This is a genomic window from Streptomyces sp. NPDC059875 (assembly GCF_042731085.1).
In the GTDB taxonomy this organism is placed as follows: domain Bacteria; phylum Actinomycetota; class Actinomycetes; order Streptomycetales; family Streptomycetaceae; genus Streptomyces.
The window spans coordinates 67,742-84,893 of sequence record NZ_JBHWJZ010000013.1; the positions used below are offsets into that span (position 1 = coordinate 67,742).

14 protein-coding genes are annotated in these 17,152 nt (G+C 71.2%); 4 read left to right on the forward strand and 10 right to left on the reverse strand.

Annotated features, from left to right (window positions below; genetic code table 11):
* Nucleotide 1: 1 nt before the first annotated feature.
* Nucleotides 2–904, reverse strand: coding sequence for a succinate--CoA ligase subunit alpha (sucD, locus tag ACFV9D_RS17940; protein WP_385146530.1), 903 nt, complete (start codon nucleotides 902–904; stop codon nucleotides 2–4).
* Nucleotides 905–919: 15 nt separating this feature from the next.
* Nucleotides 920–2,086, reverse strand: coding sequence for an ADP-forming succinate--CoA ligase subunit beta (gene sucC / locus ACFV9D_RS17945; RefSeq protein ID WP_385146532.1), 1,167 nt, complete (start codon nucleotides 2,084–2,086; stop codon nucleotides 920–922).
* 145 nt (nucleotides 2,087–2,231) lie between these two features.
* Between sucC and ACFV9D_RS17950 the strand changes: the two genes are divergently transcribed.
* The 4 genes from ACFV9D_RS17950 (at nucleotide 2,232) to ACFV9D_RS17965 (ending at nucleotide 8,861) form a co-directional block, all read left to right on the forward strand.
* Nucleotides 2,232–3,926: a thiamine pyrophosphate-binding protein gene (locus ACFV9D_RS17950; RefSeq protein WP_385146534.1), complete on the forward strand. Its 1,695-nt coding sequence runs from the start codon at nucleotides 2,232–2,234 to the stop codon at nucleotides 3,924–3,926.
* A 12-nt stretch (nucleotides 3,927–3,938) separates the two neighbouring features.
* On the forward strand, nucleotides 3,939–5,168 hold the full coding sequence (gene frc / locus ACFV9D_RS17955; RefSeq protein ID WP_385146536.1) for a formyl-CoA transferase: 1,230 nt from the start codon (nucleotides 3,939–3,941) through the stop codon (nucleotides 5,166–5,168).
* Between the two features lie 2 nt (nucleotides 5,169–5,170).
* Nucleotides 5,171–7,363 (forward strand): acetate--CoA ligase family protein, encoded by a 2,193-nt coding sequence (locus tag ACFV9D_RS17960; protein WP_385146538.1) that lies wholly within the window; start codon nucleotides 5,171–5,173, stop codon nucleotides 7,361–7,363.
* 112 nt (nucleotides 7,364–7,475) lie between these two features.
* Nucleotides 7,476–8,861 (forward strand): OFA family MFS transporter, encoded by a 1,386-nt coding sequence (locus tag ACFV9D_RS17965; RefSeq protein WP_385146540.1) that lies wholly within the window; start codon nucleotides 7,476–7,478, stop codon nucleotides 8,859–8,861.
* Nucleotides 8,862–8,879: 18 nt separating this feature from the next.
* Here ACFV9D_RS17965 and ACFV9D_RS17970 read toward each other — a convergent pair whose 3' ends face one another.
* From ACFV9D_RS17970 to ACFV9D_RS18005, 8 genes are read right to left on the reverse strand one after another with little or no spacing between them, the layout of a single operon-like run.
* Nucleotides 8,880–9,947, reverse strand: a complete 1,068-nt coding sequence (locus tag ACFV9D_RS17970; RefSeq protein ID WP_385146542.1) for a sugar phosphate isomerase/epimerase family protein — start codon at nucleotides 9,945–9,947, stop codon at nucleotides 8,880–8,882.
* Between the two features lie 49 nt (nucleotides 9,948–9,996).
* The gene (locus ACFV9D_RS17975; protein WP_385146544.1) at nucleotides 9,997–11,394 is read right to left on the reverse strand and encodes an alkaline phosphatase family protein; all 1,398 of its coding nucleotides are present in this window, start codon (nucleotides 11,392–11,394) and stop codon (nucleotides 9,997–9,999) included.
* Entirely contained in the window at nucleotides 11,391–12,560 is a 1,170-nt protein-coding gene (gene eboE / locus ACFV9D_RS17980; protein ID WP_385146546.1) for a metabolite traffic protein EboE, read from the reverse strand. The genes ACFV9D_RS17975 and eboE overlap by 4 nt, the downstream gene beginning before the upstream one ends.
* Before the next feature lie 13 nt (nucleotides 12,561–12,573).
* Nucleotides 12,574–13,422, reverse strand: coding sequence for a TatD family hydrolase (locus tag ACFV9D_RS17985; protein WP_385146548.1), 849 nt, complete (start codon nucleotides 13,420–13,422; stop codon nucleotides 12,574–12,576).
* Nucleotides 13,422–13,976 carry an EboA domain-containing protein gene (locus tag ACFV9D_RS17990; RefSeq protein WP_385146550.1) on the reverse strand — a complete coding sequence of 185 codons (555 nt, stop codon included), beginning with the start codon at nucleotides 13,974–13,976 and terminating at the stop codon, nucleotides 13,422–13,424. Before ACFV9D_RS17990 ends, ACFV9D_RS17985 begins: the two co-directional genes overlap by 1 nt.
* Complete coding sequence (locus ACFV9D_RS17995) at nucleotides 13,970–14,860, reverse strand: sugar phosphate isomerase/epimerase family protein (protein WP_385146552.1); 891 nt, start codon at nucleotides 14,858–14,860, stop codon at nucleotides 13,970–13,972. Before ACFV9D_RS17995 ends, ACFV9D_RS17990 begins: the two co-directional genes overlap by 7 nt.
* Complete coding sequence (locus ACFV9D_RS18000) at nucleotides 14,857–15,969, reverse strand: SCO3242 family prenyltransferase (protein WP_385146554.1); 1,113 nt, start codon at nucleotides 15,967–15,969, stop codon at nucleotides 14,857–14,859. Before ACFV9D_RS18000 ends, ACFV9D_RS17995 begins: the two co-directional genes overlap by 4 nt.
* A complete protein-coding gene (locus tag ACFV9D_RS18005) occupies nucleotides 15,966–17,078 on the reverse strand; it encodes an inositol-3-phosphate synthase (RefSeq protein WP_385146556.1) in 1,113 nt (370 codons plus the stop codon). Before ACFV9D_RS18005 ends, ACFV9D_RS18000 begins: the two co-directional genes overlap by 4 nt.
* Nucleotides 17,079–17,152: the final 74 nt, after the last annotated feature.

Consider the following 17,152-nt stretch of genomic DNA (forward strand, 5'->3'; position numbering starts at 1 on the left):
GTCAATTCTGGAGGGGGCCCTCGGTGGCCGCCAGCCGGGCGAGGACGAGTCCGGCGGTTTCGGTGGGCGTGGAGCCGACCCGTACCCCTGCCGCTTCCAGCGCCTTCCGCTTCCCCTCGGCCGTACCGGACGATCCGGAGACGATGGCGCCCGCATGGCCCATCGTCCTGCCTTCGGGGGCGGTGAAGCCGGCGATGTAGGCGATGACGGGTTTGGTGATGTGCGCGGCGATGTGCGCGGCCGCGCGCTCCTCGGCGTCGCCCCCGATCTCGCCGATCATCACGATCAGATCGGTGTCGGGGTCGGCCTCGAACGCGGTGAGGCAGTCGATGTGGGTCGTGCCGACGACCGGGTCGCCGCCGATGCCCACGGCCGACGAGAAGCCGTACTCCCGCAGCTCGTACATGAGTTGGTAGGTGAGCGTGCCGGACTTGGAGACGAGTCCGATCCGGCCGGGCTTGGCGGCGATGTCGGCGGGGATGATGCCCGCGTTGGACTGGCCGGGGCTGATGAGGCCGGGGCAGTTGGGGCCGATGATCCTGGTGCCGTGGGCGCGGGCGTGCGCCTGGAACGCCACGGTGTCGTGGACGGGGATGCCTTCGGTGATGACGACGGCGAGGCCGATCCCCGCGTCGACGGCTTCGATGACGGCCGCCTTCGCGAACGGCGGCGGGACGAAGACGACCGTGACGTCCGCGCCGGTGGCGTCCATCCCTTCGTGGACGGAGCCGAAGACGGGGATCGCGCGTCCGTCGAGATCGACGGTGCTGCCGGCCTTGCGCGGATTGACTCCGCCGACGATGTCCGTGCCGGCGGCGAGCATGCGGCGGGTGTGCTTCATGCCCTCGGCTCCCGTCATGCCCTGGACGAGGACCTTGCTCTCCTTGGTCAGAAAGACGGCCATGGTGTTCACATCCCTTCAGCGGGTGGTTGAGCGGGCGCTTCGGCGGGTGGCGAGCTGGGCTGCGCGGGCGGCGGCGCCGTCCATGGTGGTGACCTGTTCGACCAGGGGGTGGGCGCGGGCGTCGAGGACGGCCCGGCCGCGTGCCGCGTTGTTGCCGTCGAGGCGTACGACGAGCGGCTTGGTGAGGTGGACGGATTCGAGGGCCTGGACGATGCCTTCGGCGACGGCGTCGCAGGCGGTGATCCCGCCGAAGACGTTGACGAGTACGGCGCTGACGTCGGGGTCGGAGAGGATCACGTCGAGGCCGTCGGCCATGACCTGGGCGGAGGCGCCGCCGCCGATGTCGAGGAAGTTGGCGGGGCGGGCGCCTTGGCCGGCGACGACGTCGAGGGTGGACATGACGAGTCCGGCGCCGTTGCCGATGATGCCGACCTCACCGTCGAGCTTGACGTAGTTGAGGCCCCTGGCCCTGGCCTCGACTTCGAGCGTGTGGCCCTCGGCCGGAGCTGCGGGCGCGTCGGTCGCTTCGCCCCAACGGGCCTGGCGAAAAGCGGCGTTGTCGTCGACGGTGACCTTGCCGTCGAGGGCGAGGATCGCGCCCCCGACGGTACGGACGAGAGGATTGACCTCGACGAGGAGGGCGTCCTCGCGGACGAGGACCTGCCAGAGGCGGCGCAGCACGTCCGCTGCGTCCGGGGGGAGGCCGGCCGTGGCGGCGATCTCGGCGGCCTTGGCCTCGGTGACGCCTTCGGCGGGGTCGACGGGGATCCGGGCGACGGCTTCGGGGCGGGTGGCGGCGACCTCCTCGATGTCCATGCCGCCTTCGGCCGAGGCGATGGCGAGGAAGGTCCCGGCCGCGCGATCGAGGACGTAGCTCACGTAGAACTCGTCCTGGAAGTCGACGGGTTGGGCCAGCATCACCCGGTGCACGGTGTGGCCCTTGATGTCCATGCCCAGAATCTGACGGGCCGTGATCTCGGCGGCCGCGGGGTCGGCGGCGAGCTTGACGCCGCCCGCCTTGCCCCGGCCCCCGGTCTTCACCTGCGCCTTGACCACGACGCGCCCGCCGAGGCGTTCGGCGGCGTGGCGGGCTTCGCGGGGGTGGTCGACCACGGCCGCGTCGGGGACCGCGATGCCGTAGGTCTTGAAGAGTTCTCGTGCCTGGTGCTCGTACAGGTCCATCTCGGCTCCCTGTCTCGAAAGTGCCGCACACCCCCTGGACACCATCCGGGCGATGCGGGATAACAAGCTTCATACAGTATTCGTCGACTGTATGCAATCGACCGCGACAGCACCTCAACCCCCTACGAAGGGACAGGACTTCGCCATGCCCGACGACAGCCAGCAGCCTCAGCAAGAACGCATCTCCGGTGGACATCTGGTCGCCAAGGCCCTCAAGGCGGAAGGCGTCGACCGCATCTACACGCTCTGCGGCGGCCACATCATCGACATCTACGACGGCTGTGTCGACGAGGGCATCGAAGTCGTCGACGTACGCCATGAACAGGTGGCCGCGCACGCCGCCGACGGCTACGCCCGGATCACCGGCAAGCCCGGCTGCGCGGTGGTCACCGCGGGGCCCGGGACCACCGACGCGGTCACCGGCGTCGCCAACGCCTTCCGCGCCGAATCGCCCATGCTCCTGATCGGTGGTCAGGGAGCCCACACCCAGCACAAGATGGGCTCGCTGCAGGACCTGCCGCACGTCGACATGATGACGCCCATCACCAAGTTCGCCGCGACCGTGCCGGACACGGCGCGGGCGGCGGACATGGTCTCCATGGCGTTCCGTGAGTGCTACCACGGCGCGCCGGGGCCCTCCTTCCTGGAGATCCCGCGCGACGTCCTGGACGCCAGCGTCCCGGTGGAGAAGGCGCGGGTGCCCGAGGCCGGGCAGTACCGGGCGTCCACCCGCAGCGCCGGCGACCCCGCGGCGGTCGAGCGGCTCGCCGATCTGCTGGTGCACGCCGAGAAGCCGGCGATCCTGCTGGGAAGCCAGGTCTGGACGACGCGGGCCACGGACGCGGCCGTCGAGCTCGTACGGACGCTCAACATCCCCGCGTACATGAACGGGGCGGGGCGGGGCACGCTGCCGCCCGGCGATCCGCACCACTTCCAGCTCTCCCGGCGTTACGCCTTCTCCAACGCGGATGTCATCGTCATCGTCGGCACCCCCTTCGACTTCCGGATGGGCTACGGCAAGCGGCTCTCCCCGGACGCCACCGTCGTCCAGATCGACCTGGACTACCGGACCGTCGGCAAGAACCGGGACATCGACCTCGGGATCGTCGGCGACGCGGGGCTGATCCTGAAGTCGGCGACGGAGGCGGCGAGCGGCCGGCTCAACGGCGGCGCCATCAAGCGCAAGGCGTGGCTCGAGGAGCTGCGCACCGCCGAGCAGACCGCGCTGGACAAGCGGTTGCCGCAGCTGCGCTCGGACTCCTCGCCGATCCACCCGTACCGTCTGGTCAGCGAGATCCACGACTTCCTGACCGAGGACTCCATCTACATCGGAGACGGCGGGGACATCGTCACCTTCTCCGGTCAGGTCGTGCAGCCCAAGTCACCCGGGCACTGGATGGACCCGGGGCCGCTCGGCACGCTCGGTGTCGGCATCCCCTTCGTCCTCGCCGCCAAGCAGGCGCGGCCGGACAAGGAGGTGGTGGCGCTCTTCGGTGACGGCGCGTTCTCCCTCACCGGCTGGGACTTCGAGACCCTCGTCCGCTACGACCTCCCCTTCGTCGGCATCGTCGGCAACAACTCCTCGATGAACCAGATCCGTTACGGCCAGGCCCAGAAGTACGGCCTGGAACGCGAGCGGGTCGGCAACACCCTCGGTGACGTCCATTACGACAAGTTCGCGCAGATGCTGGGCGGTTACGGCGAGGAGGTGCGGGACCCCGCCGACATCGGCCCGGCGCTGCGCCGCGCCCGCGAGTCCGGGCTGCCCTCCCTGATCAACGTCTGGGTCGACCCCGACGCGTACGCACCCGGAACCATGAACCAGACCATGTACAAGTGAGGGGTCTTCATCATGACCAAGGCTCTCGAAGGCATCCGCGTCCTCGACATGACGCATGTGCAGTCCGGTCCGTCCGCCACCCAGCTGCTCGCCTGGCTCGGCGCGGACGTGGTGAAGCTGGAGGCTCCGTCCGGTGACATCACCCGCAAGCAGCTGCGGGACATCCCGGACGTCGACTCGCTCTACTTCACGATGCTCAACTGCAACAAACGGAGCATCACCCTCAACACCAAGACCGAACGCGGCAAGGAGCTCCTCACCGAGCTGATCCGCCGCAGCGACGTCATGGTCGAGAACTTCGGCCCGGGGGCCGTGGACCGGATGGGCTTCACCTGGGAGCGCATCCAGGAGATCAATCCACGAATCGTCTATGCCTCCATCAAGGGGTTCGGGGACGGCCCGTACACCGACTTCAAGGCGTACGAGGTCGTCGCTCAGGCCATGGGCGGCTCGATGGCCACCACGGGGTTCGAGGACGGGCCGCCGCTGGCGACGGGCGCCCAGATCGGTGACTCCGGCACCGGCGTCCACGCCGTGGCCGGGATCCTCGCGGCGCTCTTCCAGCGCGAGAACACCGGGCGGGGGCAGCGGGTGAACGTCGCGATGCAGCACGCGGTGCTGAATCTGTGCCGGGTGAAGCTGCGGGACCAGCAGAGGTTGTCCCACGGACCGCTCTCCGAGTATCCCAACGAAGATTTCGGCGAGGAAGTCCCCCGTTCGGGTAATGCTTCCGGCGGAGGCCAGCCGGGGTGGGCGGTGCGGTGCGCCCCCGGTGGTCCGAACGACTACGTGTACGTCATCGTCCAGCCCGTCGGCTGGGCCCCGATCGCGGAGCTGATCGGCCGGCCCGAGCTCGCCGGGGACCCGGAATGGGCGACGCCGGAGGCCCGGCTGCCCCAACTCTCCAAGATGTTCCAGCTGATCGAGGAATGGTCCTCGACCCTGCCCAAGTGGGAGGTGCTGGAGCTGCTGAACGCCCGCGGCATTCCGTGCGGTCCGATCCTGTCCACGAAGGAGATCATCGAGGACGCCTCGCTGGTCGCCAACGAGATGGTGGTCGAGGTCGCCCACCCCGAACGCGGCAGCTTCACCACGGTCGGCTCCCCGCTCAAGCTCTCCGACTCCCCGGTGGACGTGGTCACATCACCGCTGCTCGGCGAGCACAACGAAGAGGTGTACATCGGCGAGCTCGGGCTCGGAGACGAGGAGCTGCGGCTGCTGAAGACAAGCGGGGTGATCTAGTCATGGCGCAGAGCACAGCACGGAGCACAGCGCACAGCTTCGATCAGCGGGCGGTACGGGAGGTGCTCGACACCGTACGGGCCGAGGGACGGACCGCGCTCACCGCGCCCGAGGGGAAGGTGATCGCCGACGCGTACGGGATCGCCGTGCCCGGCGAGGCACTCGCCCGCGACGTCGACGAGGCGGTGGCCCAGGCAGACCGGCTCGGCGGCAAGGTGGTCCTGAAGATCGTCTCCCCCGACATCCTGCACAAGACCGACGCGGGTGGCGTGGTCGTCGGCGTGGAGGGCCCGTCGCAGGTCCGTGAGGCGTTCTGCCGGATCGTCGAGAACGCCCGAGCCTACACTCCGGACGCCCGCATCGACGGGGTCCAGGTGCAGCAGCTGCTCCCGCCCGGCCAGGAGGTCATCGTCGGGGCCGTCACCGATCCGGCCTTCGGGAAGGTCGTCGCCTTCGGGCTCGGCGGAGTGCTGGTGGAGGTACTGAAGGACGTCACCTTCCGGCTCGCGCCGGTCTCCGCCGACGAGGCGGCGTCGATGCTCGACTCGATCCGAGCGGCGGAGATCCTGCGCGGAGTGCGCGGGGCGCCGGCCGTGGACCGGTGGGCGCTCGCCGAGCAGATCCGGCGCGTGTCCCGACTGGTCACCGACTTCCCGGAGATCGCCGAGGTCGACCTGAACCCGGTGATCGCCACGCCCGAGGGCGCGACGGCGGCCGACATCCGCGTCATCCTCGCCACCGAAGTACCCACACCACGCCGGACGTTCGGCCGTGAGGAGATCCTGCGGTCGATGCGGCGGCTGATGCAGCCGAGTGCGGTGGCCGTGATCGGGGCCTCCAACGAGCAGGGGAAGATCGGCAATTCGGTGATGCGCAACCTCATCGACGGCGGCTTCCCGGGCGAGATCCATCCGGTGAACCCCCGGGCCGATGACATTCTGGGCCGCAAGGCGTACAAGAGTGTCACGGACGTTCCCGGTGAGGTGGATGTGGCGGTCTTCGCGATCCCCGCTCCGTTCGTGGCGTCGGCGCTGGAGGAGGTGGGTCGCAAGGGCATCCCCAACGCGGTGCTCATTCCGTCCGGCTTCGCCGAAACAGGTGAGCACGCGCTCCAGGACGAGATCGTCGCCGTGGCCGAGCGGTACGGAATTCGGCTCCTGGGTCCGAACATCTACGGGTACTACTCGACCTGGCAGGACCTGTGCGCCACCTTCTGCACCCCGTACGACGTCAAGGGTGGCGTGGCACTGACCTCGCAGTCGGGCGGGATCGGGATGGCGATCCTCGGCTTCGCCCGCACCACGCGGACGGGAGTGTCGGCCATCGTCGGGCTCGGCAACAAGTCGGACATCGACGAGGACGATCTGCTGACCTGGTTCGGCGAGGATCCCCGTACCGAGTGCATCGCCATGCACCTGGAGGACCTCAAGGACGGGCGGGCCTTCGTCGAGGCGGCCAGGCTGACGGTGCCGAAGAAGCCGGTGGTCGTCCTCAAGGCGGGGCGGACCAGCGCCGGGGCGAAGGCGGCGGGCTCGCACACGGGCGCGCTCGCGGGTGACGACGCGGTGTACGACGACATCCTGCGGCAGGCGGGGGTGATCCGGGCCCCGGGGCTGAGCGACATGCTGGAGTACGCGCGGGCCCTGCCCGTCCTGCCGGCTCCGCGGGGGGACAACGTGGTCGTCATCACCGGCGCCGGCGGGTCGGGGGTGCTGCTGTCGGACGCGATCGTCGACAACGGACTGCGGCTGATGGAGATCCCGGACGACCTGGACGCCGCCTTCAAGGCGTTCATCCCGCCCTTCGGGGCGTCCGGCAACCCCATCGACATCACGGGCGGCGAGCCGCCGTCGACGTACGAGGCCACGATCAGGCTCGGCCTGGAGGATCCACGGATCCACGCGCTCGTCCTCGGCTACTGGCACACCATCGTCACTCCCCCGATGGTCTTCGCCGAGCTCACCGCGCGCGTGGTGGCGGAGTTCCGGGAGCGGGGCATCGAGAAGCCGGTGGTGGCCTCGCTCGCGGGCGACGTCGAGGTCGAGGAGGCCTGCCAGTACCTCTTCGAGCGGGGCGTCGTGGCCTATCCGTACACGACCGAGCTGCCCGTGGCGGTGCTCGGTGCGAAGTACCGGTGGGCCCGGGCGGCGGGGCTGCTGGACGAGGGCGGGGTTGGGGGGCGGTCGATGAGCTGAGCGACAGCTCGACCCACGGGGCTCGCGGTGACCGCTCGCCGCGAGCCCCGGTGCGAAGGGAACGGACAGGGGGCGCTGGCCAGACTTCTTCCACGCAAGGGGTTCGATCTCCATGACGACAACCGACATCACCACCTCCCTCCCCTACAGGGAGGTGACGGACGCCAACGGCCGCACATACCGGCTGGGCGAGTCCGACATCGACCTGATGGGCCGCACACGCAAGTGGATGGTCATCCTGCCCTGGGTGGGCATGATGGGCATCAGCTCGGCGGAGTACGCGTTCGCCTCCGCCGAGGAGACCCTGCACACCGCGCACAGCTGGAGCAGCGCGCACATCTTCTGGATGCTCGGGGTCTGGGTGTTCTTCCAGGCCGCGGTGGCCTTCCCGGCCGGCAAGCTGCGTGAGAGCGGGAAGCTGCCGGCCCGCTGGGCGATGATGCTGGGCGCCGTCGGCACCCTGCTCGGCTACGTCTCCCTCGCGTACGCGCCCCATGTGGTCGTCGCGTACATCGGCTTCGGCATGTTCAGTGGCATGGGCGCGGGCATGGTCTACGCGACCTGCGTCAACATGGTCGGCAAGTGGTATCCGGAGCGGAAGGGCGGGAAGACGGGGTTCGTCAACGGCGGATTCGCGTACGGGTCGGTGCCGTTCGTCTTCATCTTCACCGGATACATGGATCTGACGAACTTCCGCTGGGTGCTGGTGGCCGTCGGGCTCTTCCTGGCGGCGATGGTGGCCGTGGCGGGGTACTTCTTCCAGGACCCGCCGAAGAACTGGTGGCCGGCGCAGGTGGATCCGCTGCGGAAGCCGGACGACCCGCGGGCACGCAGGGCGCTGGACAAGAACCCGCCGGCGGTGAAGCAGTACACGCCGATCGAGGCCTGGCGGACCGGGCGGGTCGCGCTGATGTGGTTCTGTCTGCTGTGCACCTCGGGCGTCAACATCTTCGGGATCGCCTTCCAGGTGCCGTTCGGCGACGAGGCGGGCTTCGCGGGCGGGATCGTGGCGACCGCGATGTCGCTGAAGGCGATCGTGAACGGCACCGGGCGCGGCGTGATCGGCTGGCTCTCCGACCGCTACGGCCGCAAGCAGTGCCTCATCTTCGTCTGCATCGTCCTCGGTCTCGCCCAGTACGGCATCCTGTGGTCCGGCACGATCCACAACCTGCCGCTGTTCCTGGTGTTCTCGAGCATCTCCGGCTTCGGTGGCGGTGCGATCTTCCCGATGTTCGCGGCGATGACGGCCGACTACTTCGGGGAGAACAACAACGCCTCCAACTACGGCCTGGTCTACAGCTCCAAGCTGGTGTCGGGGCTGCTCGGCTCGGGCATGGGCGCGGTCGTGGTCGCGGCCTGGGACTACTCGGGCGCGTTCCTGCTCGCCGGGTCGATCTCGCTGTTCGCCGGCTTCGTGGCGATCTTCCTGCATCCGCCGGGACGGCCGCGGGCCCGCCGGGTGGCGGCGAACCCGCGGCCGATCAGCCGGGACGCGTGAGCGGGGTGGCCGCCCTGGTCAGCAGTCCTTCTCGCGCAGGGAGTGGAGGTGCGCGCTGGACTTGCGGGCGAAGGCGAACGACTCGACCGGGTTGTCGTGTTCGGCCTGCCAGTGGTGGGAGCGGTACCCGTGCTGGGTGCGGTTCACCGCCGAGATGAAGCGCCGGTAGTCGATGTCTCCGTCCCCGACGTCCGCCATACGGTAGCCGTCGCGGACGGAGTCGTCGTGTTCGCCGTCCTTGACGTGGAAGAGCGGATAGCGGTGGGGCTGGTCGAGGACGTAGTCGAGCGGGTCGAAGGGGGCGGGGGTGCCGTCGACGCGGCGGGAGAAGCGGAACTGGGCGACGTGCGCCCAGTAGATGTCCATTTCGAGGTGGACCAGCTCGGGGTCGGTCTCGGCGAGCAGGACGTCGTAGAGGCGGACGTCCGGGCGGTCGGTGGCGAAGGAGAACTCCTCGGCGTGGTTGTGCTGGTAGAACTTCATGCCGCGCTTCTTCGCCTCGGCGCCGTAGTGGTTGAACTCCTCGGCGCAGCGCTTCCAGCCGTCGACGGTGGCGCCGTAGCGCCAGGGGCCGGAGGCGGTGCCGATGTGCGGGAGGCCGAGGGCCTGGGCGTCGTCGAGGACGCGGTCGAGGTTCTGGGCGAAGGTGTACGCGGCGGGGTCGGAGGAGGAGTAGCCGACGTGGCTGCCGATGCCGCGCAGGCCGTGGTCGCGGGTGAGCTTCTTCAGTTCGGCGAGGGTGATGGGGCCGGCCGAGCCCTGGCTGTAGCCGGCGAACTCGACCTCGTCGTAGCCGTATTTCTTCAGCTCGGCGAAGACGGCGGCGAAGCCGAGCGTGGCCACCTTGTCGCGCAGGGAGTAGAGCTGGATGCCGAGGCGGCCGGGAGGCAGGACGGGACGGCCGTGGCCTCGGTCGGCGGCCACGGCCTCGGCTCCGGCTTCCGCGGCGGCCGCGGTGGGGGCTGTCGCGCCGAGGAGAGCTGCGGCGGTGGCGCCGGCGGCGACGCCGAGCATGTTCCGTCTGCTGAGCTTGTGGGTGAGTTCGGGGTCGGCGGGGGTGCTGTGGATACGGCGGGTGCGGCTCATCTGTGGATAACTCCTCGTTGTCGGTCGGGTCTGCTTCACTGGAGTCCGGTCAGTGGAGACCGGCCAGTCGGAGCAAGAGGGACTTCACATCGGTGGCCGCGACACGGCCGCTTACAGCGCGGGGGGTGGAGCACAGAATGAGCGGACTTTCGTCATCGCTCGTGGGGAGGCGGCCATGGCTGCCGCGAATAGGTGAGGGGTCGAGGGGGACCACCGCCAGCCGGTAGCGCATACCGAGCTTCTTGCGGGCGATCGCCTTCGCCGCCTTGATCCGTACGTATGGATCGTGCGGGTCCATGAACAGCTCGACGGGGTCGTAGCCGGGTTTGCGGTGGATCTCGACGAGCTGGGCGAAGTCGGGCGCCTTGGCGTCGTCGAGCCAGTAGTAGTACGTGAACCAGGCGTCGGGATCGGCGAGGGCGACGAGTTCCCCGGAGCGGGGGTGGTCGAGGCCGTGCTCCTTCTTGCCCTCGTCGTCGAGGAGTCGCTCGATGCCGGGGAGTCCGGCGAGGGTCTCGCGGACGGCGTCCAGGTCTTCGGGGCGTCGGACGTAGACATGGGCGAGTTGGTGGTCGGCGACCGCGAAGGCGCGGGAGGTCATCGGGTCCAGGTACTCCATGCCGTCCTGGGTGTGGACCTCCAGCAGACCTGCGCGGCGCAGGGCGCGGTTGATGTCGACGGGACGGTTCACACGGGTGATGCCGTACTCGGAGAGGGCGACGATCGTCCGGCCTTCGGCCAGGGCGTCGTCGAGAAGGGGGGCGAGAGCGGTGTCGAGTTCGGCCGCCGCGTGGAAGGCGCGCGGGTCGTCCGGGCCGTACCGCTGGAGGTCGTAGTCGAGGTGCGGAACGTAGCAGAGGGCCAGGTCGGGGTGGCGGGTGCGCAGGATGTGGCGGGTGGCGTCGATGATCCACCGGCTGGAGACCAGGTCCGCTCCCGGGCCCCAGAAGTGGAAGAGGGGGAAGGTGCCGAGTTTTTCGGTGAGTTCGTCGTGGAGGGCCGGGGGCCGGGTGTAGCAGTCGGGTTCCTTGCGGCCGTCGGCGTAGTAGACGGGGCGGGGGGTGACGGTGATGTCGGTGTCCGCGCCCATGGCGTACCACCAGCAGATGTTGGCCACGGTGTAGCCGGGGTGGGCGCGCCGGGCGGCGTCCCAGAGTTTGTCGCCGGAGACGAGGCCGTTGTGCTGGCGCCACAGGAGGACGTCGCCGAGTTCTCTGAAGTACCAGCCGTTGGCGACGATGCCGTGTTCGGACGGGAGGGTGCCGGTGAGGAAGGTGGACTGGGCGGTACAGGTGACGGCCGGCAGGACGGTGGAGAGAGCGGCTTGTGAGCCGGTTCGGCCGAGGGCCCGGAGGCGGGGCATGTGCTCCAGGAGGCGGGGGGTGAGACCGACGACGTCGAGGACCAGAAGGGGGGTGGGTCGGGTGTCGCTCCGGGGGCTGGTCATGGGAGCTCCTTGAGGCCGAGGTCGGTCAACAGGTCACGGGCCAGGGCGAGTTCGGCTGCGATGCCGTCCGCGAGGCGGGCGCGGGTGCGGGGGCGCCGGTCGGCCGGGAGTGCCTGCCAGGTGTAGGTCTCGACCTCCAGGTGGTGGGTGCGCGGTCGGGGGCCGCCGACGAGCAGGGCGAGCGCCGTCCGGAGTACGGGAAGGGTGGAGGTGAGCGGGGGCGCCGGTGGGGCGTGCAGGGGGACGTGGAAGTGGGCGCGCCAGGGGGCGCCGTCGGGGAGCGAGCGGCCCGCGAGGGCTTCGGGCAGGTCGTCGGTGCCGCGTAGTCCCGCGGCGGTCCGGGTGCGGGTCTGGTGGAGGAAGCGGGGTTCGGCGAACTCGGCCAGCGCGGCGCGGACCTCGGGGAGGTGGGGGTGCTCGGCGTGCAGGGCGGCCGAGAGCTGGGTCTTGACGACGGGGACGTCGGCGGCGCCGAGGGCGTTCAGCGCGGTGTGCGGATCTTCGAAGGAGGTGGCGAGATGGCAGGTGTCGACGCAGACGCCGATGCGGGGGCTTGAGAGGGCGGTGAGCGGGGCGATCGCGTCCGCTGTGGTCTCGATGGTGCAGCCGGGTTCCGGCTCGAGTCCGATCCGGACGGACTTCCCGGTGAGTTCCTCAAGGGCGTCGAGGCGTTCGGCGAGGGTGGTCAGGGCGGTGTGGGCAGTGTCCGCGGCGCGGGAGTCGAAGGGGGTGCGCCAGGCGATCGGCAGCGTGGAGATGGTGCCGTCGTTGATGTCGTCGGGGAGGAGGGCGGCGAGGAGGCGGGCCAGGTCGGTGGTGTGGGCGAGACGTTCGGAGCGGGTCCAGTCCGGCTGGTAGACGCGGTACTTGACCTCTTCGGCGCCGAAGCCCTCGTAGGGGAAGCCGTTGAGGGTGACGACCTCGAGGCCGCGGCGGTCGATCTCGGCGCGCAGGGCGCGCAGGGAGGCCGGGTCGGTGAGCAGGGAGCGGGCGGCGTCCCGGGCGAGCCAGAGGCCGATGCCGAGCCGGTCGCGGCCGAGGCGCCGGCGGACGGGTTCGCAGTGGTCGCGGAGTTGGGCGAGGACCCCTTCGAGGGTCTCGGCGGGGTGGACGTTGGTGCAGTAGGCGAGGTGGACGGTGGAGCCGTCGGGGTGGCGGAAGCGCATCGGCGGGCCCGCCTCATTCCCCGCCGCGCAGGATGGAGTTGCCCTGATGGGAGGTGTCGGGTGAAGGGGGGTCGAGCCGGAGGCGGCCGCTGAGGCCGTAGAAGGCGACGGGGTTGCGCCACAGCACCTGGTCGACGTCGTCGGCGGAGAATCCGGCGGCGAGCATGGCGTCGCCGACCTTGCGGGTCTTGAGCGGATCGCTCTTGCCCCAGTCGGCGGCCGAGTTCACGAGGACGCGCTCCATGCCGTGGTCCTTGAGGACGGCGACCATGCGGTCCTCGTCCATCTTGGTGTCGGGGTAGATGGAGAAGCCGAGCCAGGCGCCGCTGTCGGCGGCTTCCTTGACGGTGGTCTCGTTGAGGTGGTCGAGCAGGACGCGGTCCGGGGTGAGTGCGGATTCGCGGACGACGTCGAGGGTGCGGCGCAGGCCGGCGAGCTTGTCGCGGTGCGGGGTGTGGACGAGGGCGGGCAGGCCGTGGTCGGCGGCGAGCTGGAGCTGGGCGGCGAGGGCGGTGTCCTCGGCCGGGGTCATGGAGTCGTAGCCGATCTCGCCGACGGCGACGACGTTGTCCTTGACGAGGTAGCGGGGCAGGGCGTCGAGAACGGGGGTGCAGCGGGGGTCGTTGGCCTCTTTGGGGTTGAGGGCGAGGGTGCAGTGGTGGGCGATGCCGTACTGGGCGGCGCGGAAGGGTTCCCAGCCGAGGAGGGAGTCGAAGTAGTCGAGGAAGGAGGCGGGTGAGGTGCGGGGCTGGCCGAGCCAGAAGGAGGGTTCGACCAGGGCGCGGACGCCGGCGTCGTACATCGCCCGGTAGTCGTCGGTGGTGCGCGAGGACATGTGGATGTGGGGGTCGAAGATGCGCATCAGGACTCCTCGGTGGGGGCGGTGAGGGAGAGGACGCGGTGGAGGTCGGCTGGTACGGGGCGGCCGGCGGCGGTGCGTTCGGCGGCGTAGTCGGTGAGCATCCGGGCGAGTTCGGCGTCGCCGCGGGCCCGGTGGGGCAGGTCGGCGACGACGTCGACGGGGACGCCGGTGAAGAGGCACTTGAGGACGGCGTGGCGCCAGGTGTGCGGGGCGAGATGGGAGGCGGCGTAGGGGCCGAGGGCGGCGGTGAGAAGGGTGGTGTCGTTGGTGCGCAGGGCGTCCTCGACCAGGGGCAGGGCCTCCGGGCCCGTGACGAGTGAGGGGAGGGAGAGGAGGACGGCGCGGCGTTCGGCGGTGGAGCCCTGGTGGTAGAGGCGGGTGAGGACGGCCGTGTCGGCGCGGGCCGCCTTGAGGAGGAGGACGCGGGCGGAGTCGGCGTGCTCGGGGCCGCAGTGCCGGCCGGCGGAGGCGAAGCGCAGCTCCCAGAGGGCGGTGTGCGCTGCGGCGGCGGTGAGGGCCTCGTCGAGCCAGGCGCGGGCGGAGTCGGTCAGCATGCCGGGGCCTCCCGTGGGGTGGGCTGGTGGCGCAGGAACGCGAGGGAGGAGCGGGCGAGTTCGGGGCCGGCGTGGGAGTGGCGGGGCAGTTCGACGACGGTCAGGCCCGGGTACCCGGCGGCGGTGAGTTCGGCGAGGGCCGTGAGGACGGGCGGGAAGTCGATCTCCCCGTCGCCGAACGGGAGGTGCTCGTGGACGCCGCGTCGCATGTCCTCGATCTGGACGTGGTGAATCCACGGGGCGGCGGCACGGACGCAGCCGGCCGGGGACATGGACTCGAGGCACTGGCAGTGGCCGATGTCGAGGGTGAGGCCGAGAAGGCGGGGGTCCGGATCACCGAGGAGGCCGCGCAGGGTGTGGAAGTCGTCGAGGGTGGCGAGGAGGTGACCGGGTTCGGGTTCGACGGCCAGTGGGACGCGGGCGGCGTCGGCTGCTTCGAGGACGGGGGTGAGGGATTCGGCGAGGCGCTTCCATGCGGTCCGCTCGGGGGTGGCCGTGGGGGTGATGCCGCTGAAGCAGTGGACGGCGTGGGCACCGAGGTCGGCGGCGACGCGGACGGCGCGGAGGAGGAGGCGGGTGCGGGCGGCGCGGGCGTCGGGGTCCGGGTCGAGGAGGGAGGGGCCGTGCTTCCGGCGCGGGTCGAGGACGTAGCGGGCGCCGGTCTCGACGGTGACCCCGAGGCCGAGTGATCCGAGGCGCCGGGCCAGCTGGGCGGTGCGGGCCGGGAGGTCGGGGGCGAGGGGGTCGAGGTGCATGTGGTCGAGGGTCAGTCCGACGCCGTCGTAGCCGAGGTCGGCGAGGAGGGCGAGGGCATCGTCGAGGCGGAGGTCCGTGAGGCCGTTGGTGCCGTAGCCGAGGCGGACGGCGGGGGGTCGGCTGGTCATGTGGGGCTGACCTTCCGGGCGAGGGCGCGGGCGAGCGGGGCGAGGCAGAGGACGGCGAGGGCGGTGCCGGGCGCGCCGGCGCGGGCGGCGAGGGTGGCCTGGAGGGGGATCACGGCACGGATGCCGGCGCCGACGGAGCGCTGGGTGAGGGGAGGTGACGGGTTGAGGGCCGCGTGGAGGAGGGGGGTGGCGGGGGTACGGGCGTAGGCGGCGGCGAGCACGGCGGTGACGAGGGGGCCGGCTGTGGCGGTGAGCGTGCGTGCCTCCGCGGGGCGGGGCCGGCTGTCCGGGGCGGCGAGCGTTCGCGCCCCGGCACGGCGGGGCGAGCTGCCCGTGGTGGAGCCCACCGGATGGTCAGGTGTCGAGTCCGCCGGAGCGTCGGCCGCTGCGGCGGCCACGGCCAGGGTCGTGGCGAGGGCCAGCAGGGGGGTGCGCGTCGAGCCGCCCTGGGTCTCGTGGCGGGAGACCGCGGTGACCGCATAGATGTGGGCGCCCAGCAGGGCGGCTGAACGGAGGGCCGTGGTGGGCATGCGGCGTCGCGGGCTCGCCGTCAGCCGGGCGGCGGGGGTCGGCTGGTCGGTCGGGGCTGTGACGCCATTCGGGGCGCCCGTGCGGCCGGCGGCGCGGGACCGGGTTCCGGGTGGGCTTGCGGAGGTTGCGGAGGTCGCGACAGCGCCGAGGAGGAGGTCCAGGGCTCGGGCGCCCGCCATGGCCGCCGGGCCGGCCGGGGTGTGTTTGAGGTGGAGGTCGTAGGCCCAGACGGTCGTGGCGAGTGCCGTGGCGACCGTGAGCGCCGGGCGGCCCGCGCGGGCGGCTAGGCCGAGGCCGGCGGCCGTCAGGGCGACCGAGGCGGTGAGGGCTGCGCGGGGGGTGATGCGGCCGGAGGGGATCGGGCGGTGGGGGCGGTCGACGGCGTCCTCGGCGCGGTCGGCCCAGTCGTTGAGCGCCATGCCCGCTTCGTACAGGCAGAGGGAGGAGCCGATGGCGAGGAGAGTGGACCGGTTCGGTCGCAGGCCGGTGGCCGCCGCGCCCGCGAGGGCGTCGCCGGGCACGGTGAACAGTGCGGAGACGCGCAGCAGTTCCGCCCAGGAGGCGGCGCGGCCCTTCACCGGCGATCCCCCAGCCGCCCCGCGAAGGCGAGCAGGCGCGCGTACTGTTCCGCCAGCGCCGCGGGGGCCTCGCCCTCGGGGTCCTTGAAGTAGAAGGCGAGGTCCTCCAGGGCGCCGGAGAGGCCCCTCTCGTGGGCGCGGGCCGTCAGGCGGGCCAGGTCGAGCACCAACGGGGCGGCGAGGGCGGAGTCGCAGCCCTGCCAGGTGGTCTGGAGGGTCATGCGGGAGCCGAGGAAGCCGTCGAAGGCGATGTGGTCCCAGGCCGTCTTCCACTCCCCCAGGGCGGGGACGTCGTCGATGTGGACCTCGCCTTCCGGGGCCCGGCCGAGGACGTCCGCGAGCACGCGTTCCTTGCCCGCGTTCTTCGCCGCCGCCGCGGCGGGGTCCGCGAGGGCGGCGCCGTCGCCGCCGCCCAGGAGGTTGGTGCCGGACCAGGCCCGTACGGTCAGGGCGCGCTGGAGGAACATCGGGGCGAGGACGGAGCGCAGGAGTGTCTGGCCGGTCTTGCCGTCGCGGCCCGCGTGGGGAAGTCCGCTCGCAGCGACGGTGTCGGTGAGGGCGGGGTGAAGCAGCCCGGTGGAGGGGGTGAAGTTGACGTAGGGGCAGCCTGCGCGCAGTGCGGCGGCCGCGTAGAGGGAGCTGGGCGGGAGCTCGGCGCCCCCCGACGCCGGCTCCGTCGAGGCCACATTCACGACGATTACTCGGTTCAATGCCAGCCGCTGCCGGAAGTCTGTCATATCGGCGGCGAAGGAGGTGATGAGTTCCTGCTCGTCGCGGGTGTCGCCCGGCAGCGGTCCGCCGGGGCGGATCTCCGTGTCCGCGGCGTGCAGTTCGGCCGCGACGGCAGCGGCGAGGCCGTGCGGGAGGACGCCCGCGACGGTGAGTTCCTCGGCGCGCTTGGGGAGCGGACACGCCGCCGTGTCGTGTCCGCCGAAGACGAGGGTGGACAGGGGTGGGAGTCCGGCGGCGGAGAAGGGACCGGTCTCGGTCACCATGCCGGTCGGTGGGTGCAGACCCGCCGTGGTCGCGGCGCAGCCGGCCACCGCCGTGGTGGCCACGGAGCCTCTCGCTCCGATGAACCAGACTCCCGTGCGTGTTCCTGTGGTCACGACCCTGCCTCCCTGGACGGTGGTGGAGACGGCGGGCGGGGGGTACGGCGCCTCCCCGCCCGCCGCCGGCTGTG